Origin of the sequence: Kordia antarctica (assembly GCF_009901525.1) — a bacterium.
GTDB lineage: Bacteria > Bacteroidota > Bacteroidia > Flavobacteriales > Flavobacteriaceae > Kordia > Kordia antarctica.
Genome location: NZ_CP019288.1, coordinates 5,414,080 through 5,436,954, shown reverse-complemented (window position 1 = coordinate 5,436,954; position 22,875 = coordinate 5,414,080). Strand labels below are relative to the sequence as shown.

13 protein-coding genes, 2 tRNA genes, 3 rRNA genes and 1 pseudogene are annotated in these 22,875 nt (G+C 36.0%); 9 read left to right on the top strand and 10 right to left on the bottom strand.

Going from position 1 to position 22,875, the window contains the following annotated elements; all coding sequences use genetic code 11:
- Positions 1-136: 136 nt before the first annotated feature.
- Positions 137-526 carry a hypothetical protein gene (locus IMCC3317_RS22830; protein ID WP_160131764.1) on the bottom strand — a complete coding sequence of 130 codons (390 nt, stop codon included), beginning with the start codon at positions 524-526 and terminating at the stop codon, positions 137-139.
- Positions 527-715: 189 nt separating this feature from the next.
- Between IMCC3317_RS22830 and murQ the strand changes: the two genes are divergently transcribed.
- From murQ to IMCC3317_RS23925, 6 genes and pseudogenes are all read left to right on the top strand, one after another.
- The gene (gene murQ / locus IMCC3317_RS22825; RefSeq protein WP_160131763.1) at positions 716-1,537 is read left to right on the top strand and encodes an N-acetylmuramic acid 6-phosphate etherase; all 822 of its coding nucleotides are present in this window, start codon (positions 716-718) and stop codon (positions 1,535-1,537) included.
- Positions 1,518-1,739, top strand: a complete 222-nt coding sequence (locus IMCC3317_RS22820) for a DUF6095 family protein (RefSeq protein ID WP_160131762.1) — start codon at positions 1,518-1,520, stop codon at positions 1,737-1,739. Before murQ ends, IMCC3317_RS22820 begins: the two co-directional genes overlap by 20 nt.
- 455 nt (positions 1,740-2,194) lie before the next feature.
- Entirely contained in the window at positions 2,195-2,545 is a 351-nt protein-coding gene (locus IMCC3317_RS23750; RefSeq protein WP_160131761.1) for an ISAon1 family transposase N-terminal region protein, read from the top strand.
- 136 nt (positions 2,546-2,681) lie between these two features.
- The gene (locus IMCC3317_RS23935; protein WP_449552961.1) at positions 2,682-2,918 is read left to right on the top strand and encodes a hypothetical protein; all 237 of its coding nucleotides are present in this window, start codon (positions 2,682-2,684) and stop codon (positions 2,916-2,918) included.
- Positions 2,890-3,399, top strand: a pseudogene (locus IMCC3317_RS23930) (ISL3 family transposase). The gene IMCC3317_RS23935 and the pseudogene IMCC3317_RS23930 overlap by 29 nt, the downstream one beginning before the upstream one ends.
- The gene (locus IMCC3317_RS23925; RefSeq protein WP_449552960.1) at positions 3,362-3,553 is read left to right on the top strand and encodes a transposase; all 192 of its coding nucleotides are present in this window, start codon (positions 3,362-3,364) and stop codon (positions 3,551-3,553) included. Before IMCC3317_RS23930 ends, IMCC3317_RS23925 begins: the two are co-directional and overlap by 38 nt.
- Before the next feature lie 80 nt (positions 3,554-3,633).
- Here IMCC3317_RS23925 and rrf read toward each other — a convergent pair.
- From rrf to IMCC3317_RS22780, 5 genes are all read right to left on the bottom strand, one after another.
- Positions 3,634-3,743, bottom strand: a 5S ribosomal RNA gene (gene rrf / locus IMCC3317_RS22800).
- Between the two features lie 138 nt (positions 3,744-3,881).
- Positions 3,882-6,703 (bottom strand): 23S ribosomal RNA (locus IMCC3317_RS22795).
- A 161-nt stretch (positions 6,704-6,864) separates the two neighbouring features.
- Positions 6,865-6,941: transfer RNA gene (locus IMCC3317_RS22790), tRNA-Ala, on the bottom strand.
- 106 nt (positions 6,942-7,047) lie between these two features.
- Positions 7,048-7,121, bottom strand: a tRNA-Ile gene (locus tag IMCC3317_RS22785).
- Between the two features lie 83 nt (positions 7,122-7,204).
- Positions 7,205-8,728 (bottom strand): 16S ribosomal RNA (locus tag IMCC3317_RS22780).
- The 16S, 23S and 5S rRNA genes sit together here with 2 tRNA genes alongside, the layout of an rRNA operon.
- 851 nt (positions 8,729-9,579) lie before the next feature.
- Between IMCC3317_RS22780 and IMCC3317_RS22775 the strand changes: the two genes are divergently transcribed.
- The 3 genes from IMCC3317_RS22775 (at position 9,580) to IMCC3317_RS22765 (ending at position 13,335) form a co-directional block, all read left to right on the top strand.
- Positions 9,580-10,893, top strand: a complete 1,314-nt coding sequence (locus tag IMCC3317_RS22775) for a tyrosine-type recombinase/integrase (protein ID WP_160131760.1) — start codon at positions 9,580-9,582, stop codon at positions 10,891-10,893.
- Between the two features lie 947 nt (positions 10,894-11,840).
- The gene (locus IMCC3317_RS22770; RefSeq protein WP_160129400.1) at positions 11,841-12,020 is read left to right on the top strand and encodes a hypothetical protein; all 180 of its coding nucleotides are present in this window, start codon (positions 11,841-11,843) and stop codon (positions 12,018-12,020) included.
- 19 nt (positions 12,021-12,039) lie between these two features.
- Positions 12,040-13,335, top strand: coding sequence for a hypothetical protein (locus tag IMCC3317_RS22765; protein ID WP_170293846.1), 1,296 nt, complete (start codon positions 12,040-12,042; stop codon positions 13,333-13,335).
- 1,286 nt (positions 13,336-14,621) lie between these two features.
- Here IMCC3317_RS22765 and IMCC3317_RS22760 read toward each other — a convergent pair.
- The 4 genes from IMCC3317_RS22760 to IMCC3317_RS22745 form a co-directional block, all read right to left on the bottom strand.
- On the bottom strand, positions 14,622-16,199 hold the full coding sequence (locus tag IMCC3317_RS22760) for a sulfatase family protein (protein WP_160131759.1): 1,578 nt from the start codon (positions 16,197-16,199) through the stop codon (positions 14,622-14,624).
- A 93-nt stretch (positions 16,200-16,292) separates the two neighbouring features.
- Positions 16,293-17,984: a hypothetical protein gene (locus IMCC3317_RS22755; RefSeq protein ID WP_160131758.1), complete on the bottom strand. Its 1,692-nt coding sequence runs from the start codon at positions 17,982-17,984 to the stop codon at positions 16,293-16,295.
- 15 nt (positions 17,985-17,999) lie between these two features.
- On the bottom strand, positions 18,000-19,769 hold the full coding sequence (locus IMCC3317_RS22750) for a RagB/SusD family nutrient uptake outer membrane protein (RefSeq protein WP_160131757.1): 1,770 nt from the start codon (positions 19,767-19,769) through the stop codon (positions 18,000-18,002).
- A gap of 18 nt (positions 19,770-19,787) precedes the next feature.
- The gene (locus tag IMCC3317_RS22745) at positions 19,788-22,874 is read right to left on the bottom strand and encodes a SusC/RagA family TonB-linked outer membrane protein (RefSeq protein WP_160131756.1); all 3,087 of its coding nucleotides are present in this window, start codon (positions 22,872-22,874) and stop codon (positions 19,788-19,790) included.
- Position 22,875: the final 1 nt, after the last annotated feature.

The following is a 22,875-nucleotide window of genomic DNA, read 5'->3' as shown; positions in this document are numbered from 1 at the left end:
TGCTGTTCTAGCCAAGCAACAAAACGTTTAAGATGTCCTCTTAATGTTATTTTTGCACGATTTGATAAGATAATGGTAGCTTTTATTTTAGTGTTAAATGTAATGCTTTCTTAGTAGTGTACTTGTTAGGTTATACTTATTTTTCTAATTCCGTGGTTTTAGCTTTTTCAAGTTTCTCAATTTTAGCTTCAGTAACTTTGTAGTTTTCATAAGGACTATACCCTTGAGATAAAAGATTTTTTAAGGCTGATTTAAAAGCCATTAATATTTCGAGATGTTCGCATTTGGTTTTAAATCGATTTGCCCCTTTGTAAATAGCAGGTTGCCTTTTCAGTTTTCCGGTCTCAGGATCACGATAGGAGTAGTACACATACCAACGTTTGTTTAAATCGCCACCAGCATCATAGATTTTAGGATCAGAAAATTGCCTTTGACCAGTCAAATTGTATTCGATAACGTATTCATTTTTTAAAATTTCATTAAAACTAAATATAATAAATGGGTTTTCTAAAAAGAGTAAACACACGTGAATACTGACTTTTCTGTTTTATCTGATTATTTTCACTTCTTAAGCTAAGGTACAGCTATCCGCAGTCACTTTTTCCTCTCAGTCTTCGAGTTCCTGAGACTTCTAGCAAAAGAGCTCCAACATTGTTCCTATCACTAACGCGAGAAAACCATTCAATATGTACACAAAATAATGTATTTTTGAACTATGGAATTTATCAAAACAACGGAACTGGATTCGAAATACAATCATCTTGAAAAAATGAGCGTATCGGAACTATTAATCAACATAAATACTGAGGATAAAATAGTTCCGTTGGCGGTTGAAAGAGTAATTCCTGAAATAGAAAACTTAGTTTTCAATATTGTAACTCGAATGAAAAATGGCGGGCGATTGTTCTACATTGGCGCTGGCACAAGCGGAAGACTCGGAATTGTTGACGCTTCAGAATGTCCACCAACATTTGGTGTTCCGCATGAATTAGTCGTAGGAATCATTGCTGGTGGCGATATAGCTATCAGAAAAGCAGTAGAATTCGCCGAAGATGATACGGAACAAGGTTGGATAGATTTACAAGAACAAAAAATCTCACAAAACGATACTGTTATTGGAATTGCTGCCTCTGGAACAACTCCATATGTAATTGGAGCATTGAAAAAATGTAATAAATATGATATTTTGACAGGTTGTATTACATGTAATCACAATAGTCCATTATCAACTGTCTCAAAACATCCAATAGAAGTTATTGTCGGTTCCGAATTTGTAACAGGAAGCTCTAGAATGAAAGCCGGAACTGCACAAAAATTGGTGCTCAATATGATTTCTACCGCAGTCATGATACAACTAGGTAAAATCAAAGGAAATAAAATGGTTGATATGCAACTCAGCAATCACAAACTAGTTGATAGAGGCGTAAAAATGATTATGTCCGAACTACAGGTTTCATCAGAAGAAGCAAAAAAATTATTAGAACAACATAAAAATGTGCGATTAGCAATCTCTAATTATGACAAAAAGAACAAATAAAGAAGTATTAGCAAAAGGAATAAAACTCATGGCAGGATCGCTAGTATGCATGTTTGCTGGACCAATTATCTTGCATTCAGCGTTTAAAAACCAAGAGCATTCATTATACATTCCTGTATTAATAGTTGGACTTCTAGTTGCCGCTGGAGCAATTATATTAGCATTTAAAGGTATGCGTAAAATAATGAATTCTATATTTTAGCTTGCTTTTGAATTTTTCAAAGCTGCGTTTGGTATTGTTTGGTTATATCCGAAATTTTCATCTACAATAACGATATCTAAACGATCCATATAATATACCCAAAATTGCATAATGATGAACCGTATGAGATTTGCTTGAGTTAGCAATGCTCTCAAGGTATAATATTGCAAAGTAATATTTCCATCTCATAAATTATCTTCAACATATAATAGCAAATTCAAAACTACTGAGTTAAAATTTTTTAACTTATTAGCAATGCAATCTCAGAAATTACAAAATCACAATCATTTTCCATATGTTGATCTCGCTCTGGAGAAGTCAAATCTACATGACGTTTTTCAAATCCCATGAAAATATAATTATAAAAGTCAAAATGTGGCGGACCTTGGCTCAACACAAAAAGTTGTGGAGTAGATAAAATTAGTTGAACTTTGATTTTTTAAATTATTTCTATTTTGGACACCTCAATTGATATTGTTAAATTATTATTACCAGAAGTTCTTGTTGACTATTTTAAGCTTACAAAACATGAAGTTAAACAAGGAGAACTTCATTTCTATTTTACAGAATTAAACCATGTTCCACAAGAGTTTAAAGACGTTAAACTAACCTCCAAAGGTTTCTTTGCTGAAGCTACTGTTCAAGATTTCCCAATACGTGGAAAAAATGTTTATCTGCATATAATTAGACGGCGTTGGCTCAATGAATCTTCTAAAAAAGTAATCACAAGAGATTGGCAATTGGTAGCAAAAGGCACTAGAATCACTAGTGAATTTGCTGCTTTTTTAAAAGACATCAGTCAGTAATAACCCAACTAGCACAAGCTTTGTAGCAAATTTTTACGGCGTAAAACCTAGAAGCTTACAAAGACAATATAAAGACTCTCTAAGTGATTTTAAGCAATGGAATCAAAAGCCACATGCTAAACAATGGTTATTATTTATGAAAAATATTGGAGCATATATTTCAATAGATGAAACAGCCTTTTCTAATGGAGATTTATATACTATCGTTACCAATAAAAAAGCAAAAGGAAAAAAAGGCGCTATCATAGCTATGGTTAAAGGAACTAAAGCAGAAACAGTTATAAAAATACTTCATAAAATTCCATTAAAACAACGAAAGAAAAGTCAAAGAAGTAACGCTGGATATGGCTGGAAACATGGGACTCATTGTTAAAAAATCGTTCCCAAATGCTACCCTGGTCATAGATCGATTCCACGTGCGAAAATTAGCTTCAGACGCATTATAAGAAATTAGAATAAAACACAGATGGGAAGCCCTTGATAGTGAAAATGATGCCATAGAAAACGCAAGAAACAATTCCTTAAAATATACGCCAAAACTACTACCAAATGGAGATACACTTAAACAATTACTAGCTAGAAGTCGATATTTACTATACAAATCAAGTAGCAAATGGACTGATAATCAATCTAAAAGAGCAGACATACTTTTTGAACTATATCCTGATTTAGAAAAAGCATACAATTTATGTCAAAACCTATCTTGGATATTCAATAATACAAAAGATAAAACTTCCGCTTTAATAAGACTTGCTAAATGGGATGAAAAAGTAAGACAAGCAAAGTTCAAGAGCTTCAATAGCATTGCTAGAAACCATGTCTATACACTATCAAAATATACTCAACTATTTTGATAATAGAAGTACAAATGCTTCAGCAGAATCCTTTAATGCTAAAATAAAAGCTTTTAGAGCACAGTTTAGAGGTATTAGAAACGTAAAATTCTTTCTTTTTAGAACTCACTACAATTTTTGCATAATCCTAAAATCCCACAACTTTTGGACTTGATCCGCTTAAGAATCATCCTCAAAAGCTAAAAAAGAGGGCATAAAAAAAACCCTTATCTTTTTATGGATAAGGGTTTTAAAAAAAGGCGGCGACATACTCTCCCACATTTCTGCAGTACCATCTGCGCTAATGGGCTTAACTTCTCTGTTCGGAATGGTAAGAGGTGAGCCCCATTGCTATAACCACCTTAAGCTTTAGTTCCCAACTTGATTGGGAATCTGTTGCCATTTGTAATGAAGTAGTCTTTAAAATACCAACTACACCACAATTAGCAACCAATATCTTAACATATTGAGATAAAAAAGAGTTAAATAAATAACAAGAGCCAGTACATAAGCCTACGGGTAATTAGTACTACTCGGCTATGACATTACTGCCTTTACACCTATAGCCTATCAACGTGGTAATCTCCCACGACCCTTTAAAGAAATCTCATCTTGTGGTGGGTTTCGCGCTTATATGCTTTCAGCGCTTATCCCTTCCCAACGTAGCTACCCAGCAATGCTCCTGGCGGAACAACTGGTACACCAGAGGTTAGTCCAACTCGGTCCTCTCGTACTAGAGTCAGATCCACGCAAATTTCTAACGCCCACAGCAGATAGAGACCGAACTGTCTCACGACGTTCTGAACCCAGCTCGCGTGCCACTTTAATGGGCGAACAGCCCAACCCTTGGGACCTTCTCCAGCCCCAGGATGTGACGAGCCGACATCGAGGTGCCAAACCCCCCCGTCGATGTGAGCTCTTGGGGGAGATCAGCCTGTTATCCCCGGAGTACCTTTTATCCTTTGAGCGATGGCCCTTCCATGCGGAACCACCGGATCACTATGCTCTTGTTTCCAACCTGATCGACCTGTATGTCTCTCAGTCAAGCACCCTTATGCCATTGCACTCTACGCACGGTTACCAAGCGTGCTGAGGGTACCTTTAGAAGCCTCCGTTACTCTTTTGGAGGCGACCACCCCAGTCAAACTACCCACCACGCACTGTTCCTCTCGCGAGGTTAGGCTTCAGATAAGCAAAGGGTGGTATTTCAACAACGACTCCACACAACCTAGCGATTGCATTTCATAGTCTCCCACCTATCCTACACATTACTTATCCAAAGTCAATACGAAGCTATAGTAAAGGTTCACGGGGTCTTTTCGTCCCGCTGCGGGTAATCGGCATCTTCACCGATACTACAATTTCACCGAGCTCATGGCTGAGACAGTGTCCAGATCGTTGCACCATTCGTGCAGGTCGGAACTTACCCGACAAGGAATTTCGCTACCTTAGGACCGTTATAGTTACGGCCGCCGTTTACTGGGGCTTCAATTCAGATCTTCGCGCAAGCGCTAAACCCTCCTCTTAACCTTCCAGCACCGGGCAGGTGTCAGGCCTTATACATCATCTTTCGATTTAGCAAAGCCCTATGTTTTTGATAAACAGTCGCCTGGACCTTTTCACTGCGGCCCATCCGAAGATGGGCGACCTTTCTCCCGAAGTTACAGGTCGATTTTGCCTAGTTCCTTAGCCATGAATCTCTCGAGCACCTTAGAATTCTCATCCCAACTACCTGTGTCGGTTTGCGGTACGGGCTGCTTCACTCGGTTTTCTTGGAAGTCGATTTGCTAGATTATCAGCGCGGCCGTAGCCTTACTGTACTATCGAGGTGTTACCACTCTCTTCAACGCACTATTCCGTCAGTGCGCACTAACTTTTCGCCTCCGTCACTTTTAGTGTGAGCAGGTACAGGAATATTAACCTGTTGTCCATCCACTACCCCTTTCGGGTTCGCGTTAGGTCCCGACTAACCCTCAGCTGATTAGCATAGCTGAGGAAACCTTAGTCTTTCGGTGTGCGGGTTTCTCGCCCGCATTATCGTTACTTATGCCTACATTTTCTTTTCTATCCGCTCCAGCAGTCCTTACAGACCACATTCTGCGCAAATAGAATGCTCCCCTACCACTCCATTGGAGTCCATAGCTTCGGTAATATACTTATGCCCGATTATTATCCATGCTCGACCGCTCGACTAGTGAGCTGTTACGCACTCTTTAAATGAGTGGCTGCTTCCAAGCCAACATCCTAGCTGTCTAGGCAGTCAAACCTCGTTTATTCAACTTAGTATATATTTGGGGACCTTAGCTGATGGTCCGGGTTCTTTCCCTCTCGGACATGGACCTTAGCACCCATGCCCTCACTGCATTACATCATTTTATAGCATTCGGAGTTTGTCAGGAATTGGTAGGCGGTGAAGCCCCCGCATCCAATCAGTAGCTCTACCTCTATAAAACTAATAATACGCTGCACCTAAATGCATTTCGGGGAGTACGAGCTATTTCCGAGTTTGATTGGCCTTTCACCCCTACCCACAGGTCATCCGAACACTTTTCAACGTATATCGGTTCGGGCCTCCACTGTGTGTTACCACAGCTTCACCCTGCCCATGGGTAGATCACACGGTTTCGCGTCTACCACTACTAACTATAGCGCCCTATTCAGACTCGCTTTCGCTACGGCTCCACACCTTAAGTGTTTAACCTTGCTAGCAACGGTAACTCGTAGGCTCATTATGCAAAAGGCACGCCGTCACACATAAATGCGCTCCGACCGCTTGTAAGCGTATGGTTTCAGGGTCTATTTCACTCCCTTATTCAGGGTTCTTTTCACCTTTCCCTCACGGTACTAGTTCACTATCGGTCTCTCAGGAGTATTTAGCCTTAGCGGATGGTCCCGCCAAATTCACACAGGGTTACACGTGCCCCGCGCTACTCAGGATACCACTATCAATAACTTACCTTACCTATACGGGACTATCACCCTCTTTGGTCTGTCTTTCCAAACAGTTCTAATTTAGTAAGCATCAAATATCGTGGTCCTACAACCCCAATATTGCCGTAACAACATTGGTTTGGGCTATTCCGCGTTCGCTCGCCACTACTAGCGGAATCACTTTTGTTTTCTTCTCCTCCGGGTACTTAGATGTTTCAGTTCTCCGGGTTCGCCTCCTTGCGGATACTATATCTTCAATATAGTGGGTTGCCCCATTGGGAGATCTACGGATCAATCAGTATGTGCCTGTCCCCGTAGCTTTTCGCAGCTTATCACGTCCTTCATCGCCTCTGAGAGCCTAGGCATTCCCCATACGCCCTTAATTAGCTTATTGTACTTTTGTCTCTTTATTATTTTTATTCACTCGAAGATTAAAATATTAATCTCGTTTCTCTTTTATCTCAATATGTCAATGAACTTTCTATACCCAACTTGATTGGGTATCTCATCTTAGTTATTGCTAACATTGATGAGATTCCCGATTGCTCGGAAACTTGGTGGAGAATATCGGAGTCGAACCGATGACCTCCTGCGTGCAAGGCAGGCGCTCTAGCCAGCTGAGCTAATCCCCCATTTCTGTAAGTTAACAGTCCACAGTCTGCAATATGCAGTCGCTTGTTGCCGACTTTTGGGTGGATAGTCTTCTTCTAGAATTTCCTCTAATACTTTAAGTAGTTGTAGTCTCAGGCAGACTCGAACTGCCGACCTCTACATTATCAGTGTAGCGCTCTAACCAGCTGAGCTATGAGACTCTACTTGTATTATGTTCAATTTCTTAATTAACAGCTAAGTAAAAACAACTCTTTTAAATTCTAATTTATCTTCGTCGCTCTAGAAAGGAGGTGTTCCAGCCGCACCTTCCGGTACGGCTACCTTGTTACGACTTAGCCCCAGTTACCAGTTTTACCCTAGGCAGCTCCTTACGGTCACCGACTTCAGGTACCCCCAGCTTCCATGGCTTGACGGGCGGTGTGTACAAGGCCCGGGAACGTATTCACCGGATCATGGCTGATATCCGATTACTAGCGATTCCAGCTTCACGGAGTCGAGTTGCAGACTCCGATCCGAACTGAGATAGGTTTTGTAGATTCGCTCCCTCTTGCGAGGTGGCTGCTCTCTGTACCTACCATTGTAGCACGTGTGTAGCCCAGGACGTAAGGGCCGTGATGATTTGACGTCATCCCCACCTTCCTCACGGTTTGCACCGGCAGTCTTGTTAGAGTCCCCACCACTACGTGCTGGTAACTAACAACAGGGGTTGCGCTCGTTATAGGACTTAACCTGACACCTCACGGCACGAGCTGACGACAACCATGCAGCACCTTGTAAAGTGTCCGAAGAAAAAGGTATCTCTACCCCTGTCACTCTACATTTAAGCCCTGGTAAGGTTCCTCGCGTATCATCGAATTAAACCACATGCTCCACCGCTTGTGCGGGCCCCCGTCAATTCCTTTGAGTTTCAATCTTGCGATCGTACTCCCCAGGTGGGTCACTTATCACTTTCGCTTAGCCACTCAGACCGAAGTCCAAACAGCTAGTGACCATCGTTTACGGCGTGGACTACCAGGGTATCTAATCCTGTTCGCTCCCCACGCTTTCGTCCCTCAGCGTCAGTATATAATTAGTGATCTGCCTTCGCAATCGGTATTCTATGTAATATCTATGCATTTCACCGCTACACTACATATTCTAACCACTTCATTATAACTCAAGTTATTCAGTATCAAAGGCAATTTTACAGTTGAGCTGCAAACTTTCACCTCTGACTTAAACAACCGCCTGCGGACCCTTTAAACCCAATGATTCCGGATAACGCTTGGATCCTCCGTATTACCGCGGCTGCTGGCACGGAGTTAGCCGATCCTTATTCGTAGAGTACCGTCAAACAAATACACGTATCTGCGTTTCTTCCTCTATAAAAGTAGTTTACAACCCATAGGGCAGTCTTCCTACACGCGGCATGGCTGGATCAGAGTCGCCTCCATTGTCCAATATTCCTCACTGCTGCCTCCCGTAGGAGTCTGGTCCGTGTCTCAGTACCAGTGTGGGGGATCCCCCTCTCAGGGCCCCTATCTATCGCGGTCTTGGTAAGCCGTTACCTTACCAACTAACTAATAGAACGCATGACCATCTAATACCGATAAATCTTTAACTATAAATCTATGCAGATTCACAGTACTATGGGGTATTAATCCAAATTTCTCTGGGCTATCTCCCTGTATTAGGTAGGTTTCATACGCGTTACGCACCCGTGCGCCGGTCGTCAGCAAGTAGCAAGCTACCTCTGTTACCCCTCGACTTGCATGTGTTAAGCCTGCCGCTAGCGTTCATCCTGAGCCAGGATCAAACTCTTCATCGTTGTTTTTTAATATATCTTCAACTTAGAAAAATTGTCATTCTCAAAAGATGTTCTTACTTATGTTTATTTATTATTTTGTCTCCAAAATAATTGCTGCTAATCAATATGTCAATGAACTCTTAATTCTCTATTTATATACTCCGAAAAGTTTCCCTCTCAAAGCGGGTGCAAATATAAAACCCTTTTTTGTTTCTAACAAAACTTTTTTAAGATTTTTTTTCGAAGCTGTATTTTCAAACTTCTTGCCTCTTTTTAATCAGTCTTTTATTATTAGAACAGTACTAAATCCGTTGCCGTTTTTAGCGGATGCAAACATACAACCTTTTTATATATTCCAAAAAAATATTTTAAACTATTTTTTATAAAATCTTTACTCATTATCTTATCAGAACTTCATCTAAAACTATCCGTTTTAGCGGGTGCAAATATAAAAACCATTTCCAAACTTCCTAACCTTTTTATGCCTTTTTTTTTACTTTGTTTTGGTGATGTTTGTAACAAGCTATTGTGTCGCACTTTACATCTGAAAAGTTTTTTGTTTTTTGTTGATTCGTTGTTTGTTGATTTGTTAATTTGGTTGTCTGTTGATTTGTTACTTCGCTGCTTGCCTGTTCTAAACTCGGGTTAACGATGGAGCCGTTGTTGGAACTCTTGGGAGATCGTTGCTTTTTCTAAAGGGTTTTGCATTCCTATAGATATAGTGTTACCTTAATTTGGTTTTGAAACTCCAAACTTATCTCCCAAAGCGACTGGCGAGAGCTGTCCCCTTTCATAAGAAGCTAAAATAACTGATAAATGACATCAAAACCAGTATTCACGTGTGTTTTCTCTATTTTGAAAACCAATTTTTTATGTCTACATTTAATGAAATTTTACAAAATGAATACGTTATCGAATACAATTTGAAAGCAAAGAAAGATTATTCACAGCCAAAGATTTATGATGCTAATGGCGATTTAAGCAAACGCTGGTACGTGTATTACTCCTACCGAGAGCCTAAAACAGATAAACTTAAAAGACAGCCACCTATATATAAAGGAGCAAATCGATTTGATACTAAAGCAGAACGCCTTGAAATTTTAATGGCGTACAAGCTTGCATTGAAAAAGTTGTTATCACAAGGATATAGTCCTTATGAAAATTATAAGGTTACCGAAGCCAAGATTGAAAAAATTGAAAAGGAAGCAGTAAAAGACAAAAGTTTACTGCCAAAGACAAATGAATATACGGTTAGAGAAGCATTGATTTTTGCCCTTGAACAGAAACTCCCCTATTTGTCAAGACGTGGTAAAATAAATATTAAAGGAAATTTAAAACGCTTTTTAACTTGGCTAGAAGATCAAAAATTAGATACCATTACTATAAAGGAGCTAAAACGCCGAGAAGTTTCAACTTTTTTGAACACGATTAAGAAGTATGATAAGCATCGAAATTTAACAGAACAGCCCGTGAATGCAAAAACACGTAATGGATATAGAACTTCGTTGTCTTCACTTTTTAGTCAATTGGTAAGTGATGATATTGTAGAATACAATATTATTACAGCTATTAAGAAATTAAAAGAAAATCCTAAGAAACATAAATCATATACAGACTCGCAAATTAGAGTAATGCGTGAGTATATGGATAGCAATGATCCCTACCTTAGAAAGTTCACACAGTTTATTGCTTACGCTTTTTTGAGAAATGTGGAAGTATGCCGACTCAAAGTTGGAGACATTGATTTAGATAATAGACGCTTGTATGTACAAACTAAAACGGAAGCACAGGAAGTTGTTCCTATTATTGAAAGTCTAGCAAAGGTTATTGAGCAAATGGAACTTCACAAATATAAATCAACTGATTTTATTTTTTCAGATAGCGAAACTTGTGGACAATGGAATGTTTCTGAAAAGACTAAAACCAATCATTTTTATGATCGTTTCGCTATTATGAAAAAGGAATTACAACTTGACACCGATCAAACTTTATATTCTTTTAAGCATACTGCCGCATCCAATTTGTATAATTCTTTAGCTTCTGAGGGAAAAGCAGATGAACAAGTACTTACTGAACTGATGAGTTTTACAAGACATAAGACTAAATCGCAACTTCGTAAGTATTTGAGAGGTATTGGTGCTTCACTAGCAAAAGATTATTCTAATAAATACACCATTGATTTTTAAATTTAAAAAAAGCACTCATCGCTAAGCAATAAGTTGTTCCTGTATGAACTTATTGCTTAGCGATGCCTTTTTTTATTGCATCAGACGTATTTTAAAAAAACGTTCAGTTTTGCAACCTAATTTTCCAAAACTCGCATTTTGCACTTTTATTCCATCTTAATTTACGACCAAAAACATAGGAAAAGGATTTCTATTCTTTCTATTTTACTTCAATTTCATTAAAAATTTCAAAAAAATAGATTTTTTTCAAAGATTCTCATCTCTTTGAAGACTGAAATTTCATAAATCTTCTTTTCTAGATCAAAAAAAGTTCCTCCTGATTTTTTAATTTAACTTTTTTAATCATAAAAGCATGATTTTAAGACACTTATAAGTTTTAGAGAAATCGAATTTAAAAAAGGGTAAAAAGTACACCAAAAGTACCCAAAACTTTGTCCCAACTATGACCAAAGTTTTAGCAAACTTCATCGAAAACTTCACCAAATATTATATAAAATTAATCATAAACCACACCTAAAGAATGAGTTATAGCGATGAAAAGTTTCTGTTTTTCAAATGCGACGCTAGTTTTTAAAAGAAAAATTAATTAGATTTACTACAAGCCAAAAGGGTAGGCTAATATCATTATGAGTATCTAATTTAGAGATTAATTACCCATAGATCAGAACCCATTTTATAAATCCTTTAAAAATAAGAGAAGCAAAAAAGAAATAAAATTGTAAAACCCGAACAATCATTTTGATTGTAAAAAATAGTTAGTACTGTATAGATAAAAAAAGAAGTTACCAATATTCAACTAAACGCATCTAGTTATTGAATCACAGATGTAGTTAGCATCGTTATTTATAAAAAATACGAAGTCGCCAATGTATGCGACTAGGAATTCTTTTGTCCAAAATTATTGGAGTCATCTATACATAAATCAAATAAACAACGCACATATTTAATTGAAAGCAGAAACAGTATATAACGTAATTCAGGCATTGAGTTCAGATGAAAAACTGAGACTACATGCCATGCTTGGCGTTACTGTTGTTTGTGATAAGAAACCTAGAAAAAGGAAGCGAAAACGAATTTCCGTAGCGAGTGCTATGGACGATTTGTTAGCGAAAACATTTAATAAATAGTATAATCAATACATAATAGATGGTCATCCACTTTTCAACTGTTTTTAAAGCACTTGACACTTTTGTAGCAAAACATAATGCTACTTCTGATAGTCTTTCTGCTCGTTTGCGTCAACCTGTGATTGCAACGGCTAGAGAGATAATTCGGATTTATGGTGCTTCGTTATTAAGAGCTAGCAAGCAAGCTTGTTTTGATACTTCTAATATTCCATCATTAAAGACAAATAATGTGCAATTGGCAAAGATTTCTCACGTAAGCACTAGAACTATACAAAGACATCTTAAAAAGCTTTTGCAAGCCAATATTATTACTGAGAAGATTTGGCATGGTTCTAATGCGAGTTATGAATTGTATTTGAATCCGAAAATACTGTTGATAAACGGTCAAGAACCTGTGAATAACTCACAAATTCTAGCGAAAACAGAAAAAACGAAAAGTACTGATAATCAGTTTTTTAAAAATGAAAAAAGGACAAACTGTCCTCATACAGACTCTAGTAACAATAGTTACATAAATAATATACTAATAGGAGTTCATAAAAAATTGGATGCCAATAATCAAAGGAGTTCGCTCTCGCTCACAGCTATTGATTTTTCTGGTAACAAAACTGGTAACAATTTTTCAAGATACACAGAGAAGGAAGGCGCAAAACAAAATAAAGAGCAACTTGCGCAAGACACACTAGGCGCGCGAAATTTTTATCAAAAACATACACACCATCAGCCTGATAATGATACAGAGAGGGAAGGTAAAAGCTCAGAAGCCACAGAACAAGCCAAAGACATAGTTTCAAGGTTTGAGGCTTCTAGCTTTTCCTCCTTTAATTTTTATGTGGATGATTTGTGGAAACTTGCAAAAAATACTCTTTATGAAAATGTGTTTTTAACTAAATATCAAGAAAAACGAGCAAAAGAGTTGTTACGGTTATGGTATGAACCTGTGGAGGAACGAAATTTGGACAAAGTTCACAAGGTTTATGTGAAGCGCATCGGGTTGGTTTGTAAATACATTGCTAAAGATCCCCAGAATCGATTTGTTCAATTACCAAACAGGTATTTTGATCCAACTAATACCTTTGGCTTTACAGGTACAAAAGTTTGGTATGAAAATCAGATGCGAAGCAAACAAAAAACTCGCTTGAAATTAATTACTCATGCACAGATTAGACGTTTTTTAAACAATGAACAAAAACAAACTGAAAAACAGAAACCACGTTTGCCATTATTTTATGATTGCGAAAAAAAGATTCAGAAACTTGGGAATCCAAAACTTTTAGATCAGTTCTATGAACATGTTTTGAAATCTACTTCTTGATTATTTTTTGAATCATTTTTTTTATAATTCAGCTTACATATACCGTTGCTATTTTTCTTCTTATTTAGCAATATTCACTTTTGAAATTCAGCTAGCAAAATCGATGAAAGCGTATTTAAAATTGACACGCAAATAGCACAAAAATAGTTGCTATTTCGATGTCTAAAACTGACTTTTACACGTTGCTTTTTTTACGCTTATTTTGCTTTGATATGACTTGTCAATTCCTCAACTATTTCTTGTTATATAGCTGCTAAGAAAATTCAAGACTATTTGAAATTTTACGTTGCCTTTTCGTTTTGAAAAAAACTAAAACCACTTTTACTTTTAAATAGTTAGACGTCTGTTTTACAGCTACTTAATTATAAAAAATTTCAAATTTATTTTTTAAATAACAAAACTAAAACCACTTTTATCTTTTGAGCAGAAAGTAAAACCACTTTTACTTTTAAATAATTAAATGTCTATTTTTCAGCAATTTAACTGTTTGGAATTTCAAATTTATTTTTTAAATTATAAAAGTCAATCCACTTTGATCTTTTGAGCAGAAAGTAAAACCACTTTTATTTTTTTTAATTAATTCTTTAATTGTCAGTTAGTTAATTATTAAAAAAAACAAATTAAAAAATTAAATTGAAAAACGAATTTAATTTTTTCATCATTTAATTTCAAAAAACAGCCTTTTTTCAAATTTTTTAATTGAAATTTTAAAAAAATTAAGCTTATCGCTTAGCAATGAGTTAAAGAAAAGAATTGAAAATAATGTTTATCTACTGATTTGCGTAGAAAAATAATATTGAGTTTCTCAGATTATGACCTTGGTTTTAGCTGTAAAAAACGAGCCGTAATTTTTGATTTATTTAAAGTATTACTTTAAGGTTTTAGATGCGCTTATTTTTCTTTTTTTTAAGGCATTAAATAGTCATTGATTCAGCACCGAAATTTTATAAATAATATTCCCGTTTTCTTCTTGATTTTTGTAATATAAATTAGATGTAGAGATTTTATCTTGTTAGTCAAAAATTTTGTGTTTAGAGACGTTACATTCGAGTCTAGTTTAAAAAACTTAAAAGTTGGGAAATTCACAATCGGGAAGTTTTGGAACTATAAAACCATTGGGAAGCATTTCCATTTCCCTTAGTGATTATAGAAATTTTAATGATGCTTCTGATTCATAGAAACTTTTTCTCCATTATTAGCACATTGTATGTATTAGATAATGACTTTCCACAAGATAAACAATACTATTTTTTTGGTTATATAAATGGTATTATTGCCTAATTTTTTTATCTAAATATGACTTCTTTTACATTTTTTATATAATCTTTTCCTCTTAAGGATTCAAAAATGGCAATCATTTCTGTTAGTTTTTTAGGATTGGATGTTGCTAAATTATTTTTTTGCGCAAGATCTTCTTTTAAATTATAGAGTTGAAAATCAGGAAGATTCCCTACTTCTATTCCTACTTTTTCTCTGAAATTTTTTCCTTTGTATGGCGGAATCATTAACCAATCTCCATGACGCAATGCTGTTTTCCCTGTGGCTTCGATAACTAAATTTTCTCTTCCTTTTTTAGATTCTCCCATTAAAACATTGAGTAAATCTTGACTGTCTGTTGTGGTATCTTCCGTACCAACTAAGTTTGCTAAGGATGCTAATAAGTCCATTTGACATACAATTGCATCAGACGTTCCTGGTTGAATTTTCCCTTTCCAATACGTTATGAAAGGCACACGAGTTCCAGCTTCAAATATGCTGTATTTTCCACCTCTAAGTCCACCATTTGGATCGTGTTTTCCTATTTTTTCAACTGCATCATCGTAATAACCATCATTTAATACGGGTCCATTATCACTTGAAAAAACAATTAGCGTATTTTCTAAGAGACCTTCTTCTTTTAATGTTTTCATAAATTCGCCAATACACCAATCTGCTTCCAAAATAACATCGCCTCTTGGTCCTAAACCAGATTTACCTGCAAATCTTGGATGCGGTGTTCTAGGTACATGCGGTTGTTGCATTGCATAGTATAAAAAAAACGGCTTGTTTTTATGTGTTTTTACATAATTCTGTGCTTTTTCTAAGAAATGATCTGCCATGTCCACATCGCTCCACTTTGCAGCTTCACCACCTTTCATGTAACCAATTCTACCAATACCATTTACAATACTGTTATTATGTCCGTGATGCCATTTCATGTCTACCATTTCTGGATTTGAAACCGCAGTTGGTTCACCTTTAAAATTTTCTTTGTAATTGACCGATATTGGATCGTTTGGATCTAAACCTACCACATTTCCATTGTCAATGTATACCGTTGGAACCCGATCTTGAGTTGCCGCTAAGATGTAAGCTTCATCAAAACCAACTTCATTTGGCCCAGGTGAAACACGTTGATTCCAATTTACCATTCCTGTTCCTAAACCTAAATGCCATTTACCAACTATTGCAGTTTGGTAGTCTTGAGCTTTTAACATTTTTGGTAAGGTTTGCTGCTCTGTACTTATTAATAGTGGTGCAGTTCCTGGTAATATTTTAGCTTTTTTGTTTCTCCACGGATACATCCCCGTAAGTAAAGCGTATCGACTTGGTGTACACGTTGCAGAAGATGCGTAACCGTTTGTAAATTTTATTCCGCCAGTTGCTAATGCATCTATGTTTGGTGTTTGTAATTCTGTGGCTCCGTAAGAGCTTACATCTCCATAGCCTAAATCGTCAAGATATATAACTACTATGTTCGGTTTAGTAGAAATGTTTTCTTCAGCTGCTTGTTTTACTTCTTCTTTATTTTTATCAGATTTACAACCAATAAATAATGTGACAGTTACTAATATTAGTAAACTTAAATAGTTTTTTCTTAACATAATCAGTTTTAAATTATTGTAATTACTTTAAATTAAAAAAAGAACTGCCTACAAAGTGGCAGTCTTTTTTTAACCTGACAAAATTTATTTTTATTATCTAGCTTCTAATAGTCTCCAACTTAAATCATCAAAATACATAATCTGCTCTCCAGTTACACCAGCATTGTCTGCAGCATTTATTTTTAAATCAAACTTTTTATTGGTTAAATTGGTAGCAAGATTAATTGATTTACTTATTTCTACCCATTGTCCTCTAGGTAAAGAAGAAATGTCCCAACTTGTAGTTGCGCCTCCTTGTACTTCTGTTTCAAAAGCTAGCATTGTATTTCCTGGGGCTAAAAACACCATATAAGACACCTCATAATCTCCTGCAGGCAATGTTGCTATAGCATATGTTGTTTTTGTTCCATTAGTAAACCAACTCCCTTGTAGTCTTACAGTTGTAACGCCTGATGGACTTTCATATCGCATTGAAGCTGAACCACTATTGGACATATCTGTTGTTCTTGAAAGATTAAGAAATGCACTATTAGTGTTACCTACCCAATACCCTTCTGCATATCCTTTTTTAAGAAAATTACCAGTACTTGCCTCTACCTCGAAACCTGTATAATCTAATCCAGTTCCCATTCCTGATCCAGTAATTATATTGTCGCTTCTGTGGAGCGATACGTTTGTTGCGCTAAAACTTTCTAATACTCTAAAGTCAACAGAGCCTATGTTTCCTGCCGTGTATGCTACAGTAATAACATCTGAATTATAAATTGGAGCTGAAAGAACTAAATCTATTTGTGTAGCATCTGAATTATTTACTGTTGCTGATTGTACTGCAATATTTTGATCGAATCCTGCAGTCGTATTCACAACATGAACTGTAAAATTAGCTTCCTCTCCAACAAGTGTTTCTATTTCTCCTGTTACATTTAAAGAGATAACTTGTAAATCTTCTGTTATCATTCCATTAAGTACAAAAGGTTGTGAAGAAGGAACAACTTCTATATTAAGAGGAATAAGCTTAGTAGCTTCGCCATCTGGTTTAGCAACATCAGTTCTTTTTGAAGTTATACTACCTGCTGTAAAATTACCTAATCCATTGTATGATAAATTTACAGATTCGCCGCCACTCATATCCATGGCTCCACCGTTAAAGTTCCAAGTTCTTCCATCAGGATCTCCTGTAGTTGTTAGGTCAATATATGTTAATTGTTCTCCAGCTTCTACAGTTACAGTTTGCCATGAAGCAGCATTTGCTTCACTTGGCATATCTGTTTCACTTACAGTAAGTATTTCATCTGTTCCTTTCATAACTTTAAACATAGGTTTAACGTCGTCAAAAACAGTCACTGTAAATATTTTGTTTACTTTCCATACGCCATCACTAAAAACAGATTCGGCAACAGAATCTTTAAAGGTATTTCGTAGTTCTACCTCTTTTACTCCTGGTTGTCTAAAGATAACATTAATTAGTTTTTGATCAGATCCTCTTGGTCCTGCAGCGCCTATAAAATCTGTATAGATTGTGTCTTGTTCTGCATTAAAATCGCTTTGGAGCAAATTAGTCCCAGATGGTATGTGCCAACTATGTGTTAAAGCATTTTTAGAGATATCTCTAAAACCAATATAATTATTTAAAGCGGATACATAATCAGACTCCTCAAAACCTTGTGTTGTAACCCATGACAAACTAGAAAAGTCTCCAAAAGGTGCTACATAATCATCTTCTTTTTCACAACCAACCATAAACGCTAGTAGCATAAGTGCGGAAATAATAAATATTTTTTTCATCTTTCTTTTTTTAAATTAATTAGAAACCGAGTTATTACTTAGAGTTTCACTTGTTGGTATTGGAAAATATCCATTGGTATAAAACTGTGCCGCTCCCGTATATTCTTGTACTAATTGAGGATCGCCACTTGGATCTGGACTAATTCCTGCTTGTACTAAAGAATTATTTCTCGTTAGCGTACTAGACGTAGCATCATTATAGTAATCATAATCTGTTACGTAAAATGATTGCATAGATAAATCGTTAAATCTATTACTAGCAACATTCCAACGTCTTAAATCAACAATTCTAGTTGAAACACCTTCTACAGATAATTCTAATGGACGTTCTACGTACATTAAATGATTCATTAGAGATTCTTCTGTATATGGAGTACCATCAACTAAACTTGCATTCGCATCTAGTAATTGTAATCCCCAACGTTGACGAATAGGGTTTATAAGATTGATTGCTCCACTTACATTATTATCTCCTTTTAATACAGCTTCTGCATACATTAAATATACATCTGCTAAACGATTCATGATTACATTTTTACCAGATTTCCAACTTGTATCTCCTGTATCATTTTCGTTAGCTACAATATCGTGATTCGTGTATTTTTTGAAATAACCATATTTTCTTTGTGTGCTACTAAAGTTTTCTACTATAGCAGCAGAAGGCTGTAAGTAGTACTCTGTATCTTGATCATTTACTACTGCTATCATTGCAGAAGATCTAAGAGATACGATTCTTGCTCTGGGCAAACCAGTTTCTCTATCTATTACTGTATTTCTTGCATCAGCCATGTTTAGTGGCTCGCTATTATAGGCATGAATTAACCATGCTGCTGCTGTAAATTGTTGATTAAAACTAGATCCTCCTGCACCTCGAGGCCCAGAATATCTACCGTTTCTCATGTTAAAACTTTCTTCATCAAATTGATTTTCTTCTAATTGCTGATCTACACTATAGTTAATTTCTAAAATAGACTCGGAATTAAAATCTCCAGCTTCTGTGAACAGAAGACTTACATCTTGTATTAACGCATAGCCATAAGGTCCGTTAATGACATCATTAAAATAGGTTTTAGCCGTTTGATAATCTGCAGGATTATTTGATGCAGAATATAAATAACTTGTTCCTAAAATAGTTGCTGCGGTACCTGCTGTTACTCTGGTCTTCTGTGGAAACGTTGCAGGTAAATTTTGGTATGCATATTCTAAATCTTCTCTAAAAAACGCCATTACTTCTTCTGATGTGCTTAGTGGTTTGGAAAAATCTGCTTGTGTTCCTGGTATGACATCTCTAATTACTATACGTCCTTCATTATACAAAGTGTGTAAATAAAAGTGCGCTAAGCCTCTAAAAAATCTGGCTTGTGCCATTTGCTCTGTCCAACGAGTTTCTGCTTGCAAATCTGCATTCATACTATTTAAACCATCAATAACTTGATTTGCTCTCCATATTACTTGATATAAAGCATCCCATCGTTGATTTATAAAGCCATTATCTTCATTAATAACGTGCTCATAAATATTTAACGCATCAGCTCTAATATTACCTGATCTAATCCCTGGAAATGCCATATCTGATCGCCAAGATTCTTCTCTAGCACTCACAATCCAAGTATTTAACATGGCACCATATACAGAAGTTAATACCGTATCTGACTCGTTTAAATTATTAAAAAAGGTGTCTGCCGAAATTTCATTTGGATTTACCTCTTCAAGATAATCCTCGCATGATTGCATTATTGTTAGGCAAAAAACAAATGCTACTATTTTTATTATGTATGTTTTCATTTTTCTAATTTTTTTTTATTAAAAAGAAAGTTTTACTCCTAAACTATATGTTGCCGAAATTGGATATCTTGATTGATCGATACCTCTTCTTGCCACATTATTATTACCTACTTCTGGATCATACCCATCGTATCCTGTAAAAGTAATTGGGTTTTGAGCAGTTAAATAAATCCTTAATTTACTCAATCCTATTTTATTACAAGCATCATTTGGAAGCAAAAAGCCTAAAGTTGCTTGTTTTAATCTTAAATAATCACCATTCTCTAGCCAATAATCTGTTGTTCCTGCATAATTAGGATGTTCTCTTCCACGACCTCTAAACGAAGGAATATTAGATGTAGGATTGTCTGGTGTCCATTGATTTACTAAATCTTGATGACGTTGCCAGCCATACATAGCAGCTTTATTACCGTTTAAAATCTCGGCGCCAGATGTACCAAACCAATTCATTGAAAAGTCGAAACGACCAACTTCCCATCTAAGGTTTATACCATATTCAAAATCTGCCAAACCGCTACCATGATATGTTCTATCTTCGGTAGTAATATTTCCATCGCCATTAGCATCTACATATTTTAAATCACCTAATTCTGCATTAGCTCTTGATGGAAATTGTCTGTAGATATCTAGCTCTTCTTGTGTCTTAATAGTACCATTAGTTTCGTGTAAGAAAAACGCGCCAGCTTCATAACCCTCAGCAATAACAGTTGTTGCGTATGTATCAGTATCTCCACTTATTAATGAAGAATTTCCATTATAAATTATACCATCACCTGCTACTTTGGTAATTTCGTTATCGTTGGTAGTAAAGGTTGCTCCTATTCTAAACTTACTTTTTCCTATTGCTCCTCTATAATTAACAGCTAACTCTAACCCTTTATTAGTCATATTACCGACATTAAGTATTAGGTTTGAATCATATACTGCTCCTGAAGAACCTGGAAGTGTTACTGGAAAGAGCATATCTTCTTTTTTAGTGTTATAATAATCTGCCGTTATGGTAACCTTATTTTTAAACAATGAAATATCAACTCCTATATTATTTGATATTGAGGTTTCCCATTTAATATCTCTATTGGCATACGATCGTATTGCTGATCCAAAATCAACAGAACCATCATTTTCATCAAATATATAATCTGCAAATGGTGCAATTGTACTTGCAAACTCATAATCACTAAAACTATCGTTACCTACTTGACCGTGACTTAATCGTATTTTAAAGTTATTAACAACTGTCTTTAAAGGTTTCCAAAATGGTTCACTAGACACATTCCATGCAACAGCGACCGATGGAAATGTTCCCCATCTAACTTCTCTACCAAATCTTGATGAACCATCGTAACGTGCCAATGCTGAGATAATATATTTACCATCATAATTGTATTGTATTCTTCCTAAAGTACCAACTCTTTTGGTTGTATAATTAAAACCACTTCCTACATTTTCATTTAAAGTACCACCATTTAAAACGGTAATTGAGTTATTTGAGACACCTTCTATTGAAGCGAGAAACGTTTTATTATTATCCTCTTCTAATGTAACAACAGCTTGAGCTGAAACACTATGTTTGCCAAACTGTTTTTTGAAATCTAATCCAGCATCCCAACTAAACTTAGTAGTTCTGGTATGTGTTGCTGATATTCCACTTAACGTAGGATCTGTTGTTATCTCTCCGTTATCAACATCAACCAAATCAAACCTTGGGCGAAAAATATCTCTACTATCATTGGTAATAGACGAACCAACATTGGTAATAAAGTCTAAGTTTTCAACTATTTTACGTCTAATACCTAAATTAATATTTGTTCTATCTCTATTGCTATCGTCTTTTCTTTTAAGTGCTTGTCCTAATGCTATTGAAGGTGTTCTAGTTCCTCCATCACCATTATCAAAAACAACATCAGAATTTGGATCAATTTCAGGGAAATAAGGTCTATATCTACTTGCTGTTATTATTAATCCTGCACTAGCGCGTCTTCTGTTTTCGTTAGTGGTAGCTATACTTGCATTAATTTTCCAATTATCGGTATTATATTGTGCTGAAATACGACCGTTATAACGTTTAAAATTTGAATTGACTAATGAACCATCTTGATCAAACAAGCTTCCAGATGCATTATAAGAGAATTTCTCTGTTCCTCCAGATAGATTCAAATTATACGTTTTTACTTCTGCAGCATCTACTAAAACATACTCATCAAAAGTATTATCATTACCTAACCATTCTGGATTGTTAACAGTAACTGGATCAAAACCTCCAAAATAGTTGGCTGTATTAATTTCATAGAATAATTGATCTTCTGTATTCATTAATGGTGTACCAACACCAAGAAATTGTTGCCCATAATTATAGTCGAAGTCTACACTCATTTTACCATCTTTACCAGACTTTGTTGTTATTAATACAACACCAGCCGCTCCTCTAGATCCATACACTGCAGTAGATGCAGCATCTTTAAGGATATCTATTGTCTGTATTTCGTTAGCTGATAATCCTGGATCTCCTATTTGTGGGATTCCATTAACAACAAATAATGGTGTATTAGTTCCGCTTAAAGAAGTAATACCTCTAATTTGAATACTTGCAGCTTCTCCAGGTTCTCCTGAACTTGAAGAAACACTTACACCCGCAATTTGACCTTGCAATCGAGATGCTATATCTGATGACACAAATTGCTCTATATCTTCAGATTTTATCCGTGCTACTGCACCTGTAACTTCCTTTTTCTTTACAGAACCATATCCAACTACTATAACTTGATCTAAACTTTCAGCATCTTCCGCCATAGCTATATTTAAAGTACCACTTGTAACCGTAACAGTTTGAGACTTTAAACCTGTATATGTAAATTCTAAAATATCACCTAGTTTAGCCTTGATGGTGTAATTTCCGTCGAAATCTGTAGCCACACCAGTAGTAGTACCTTTAATAACAACAGATACACCTGGTATTGGCAATCCATCTTCAGCAGTAGTCACATTTCCTTTAACTCCAGTAATAGTTTGAGCATATCCGCTAAAGGAGATACTAAATATCATTAAAATTAGAAGAACCAAGCGCCTTGCTGAACTTTCTTGATTAATTGATTGTTTGTTTTTCATA

Bases quoted from the DNA above. Each gene is read 5' to 3' on its own strand.
- murQ (WP_160131763.1), top strand. From the start codon at position 716: ATGGAATTTATCAAAACAACGGAACTGGATTCGAAATACAATCATCTT.
- IMCC3317_RS22820 (WP_160131762.1), top strand. From the start codon at position 1,518: ATGACAAAAAGAACAAATAAAGAAGTATTAGCAAAAGGAATAAAACTC.
- IMCC3317_RS23935 (WP_449552961.1), top strand. From the start codon at position 2,682: ATGAAAAATATTGGAGCATATATTTCAATAGATGAAACAGCCTTTTCT.
- IMCC3317_RS23925 (WP_449552960.1), top strand. From the start codon at position 3,362: ATGTCTATACACTATCAAAATATACTCAACTATTTTGATAATAGAAGT.
- IMCC3317_RS22775 (WP_160131760.1), top strand. From the start codon at position 9,580: ATGTCTACATTTAATGAAATTTTACAAAATGAATACGTTATCGAATAC.
- IMCC3317_RS22765 (WP_170293846.1), top strand. From the start codon at position 12,040: ATGGTCATCCACTTTTCAACTGTTTTTAAAGCACTTGACACTTTTGTA.
- IMCC3317_RS22760 (WP_160131759.1), bottom strand. From the start codon at position 16,199: ATGTTAAGAAAAAACTATTTAAGTTTACTAATATTAGTAACTGTCACA.
- IMCC3317_RS22755 (WP_160131758.1), bottom strand. From the start codon at position 17,984: ATGAAAAAAATATTTATTATTTCCGCACTTATGCTACTAGCGTTTATG.
- IMCC3317_RS22750 (WP_160131757.1), bottom strand. From the start codon at position 19,769: ATGAAAACATACATAATAAAAATAGTAGCATTTGTTTTTTGCCTAACA.
- IMCC3317_RS22745 (WP_160131756.1), bottom strand. From the start codon at position 22,874: ATGAAAAACAAACAATCAATTAATCAAGAAAGTTCAGCAAGGCGCTTG.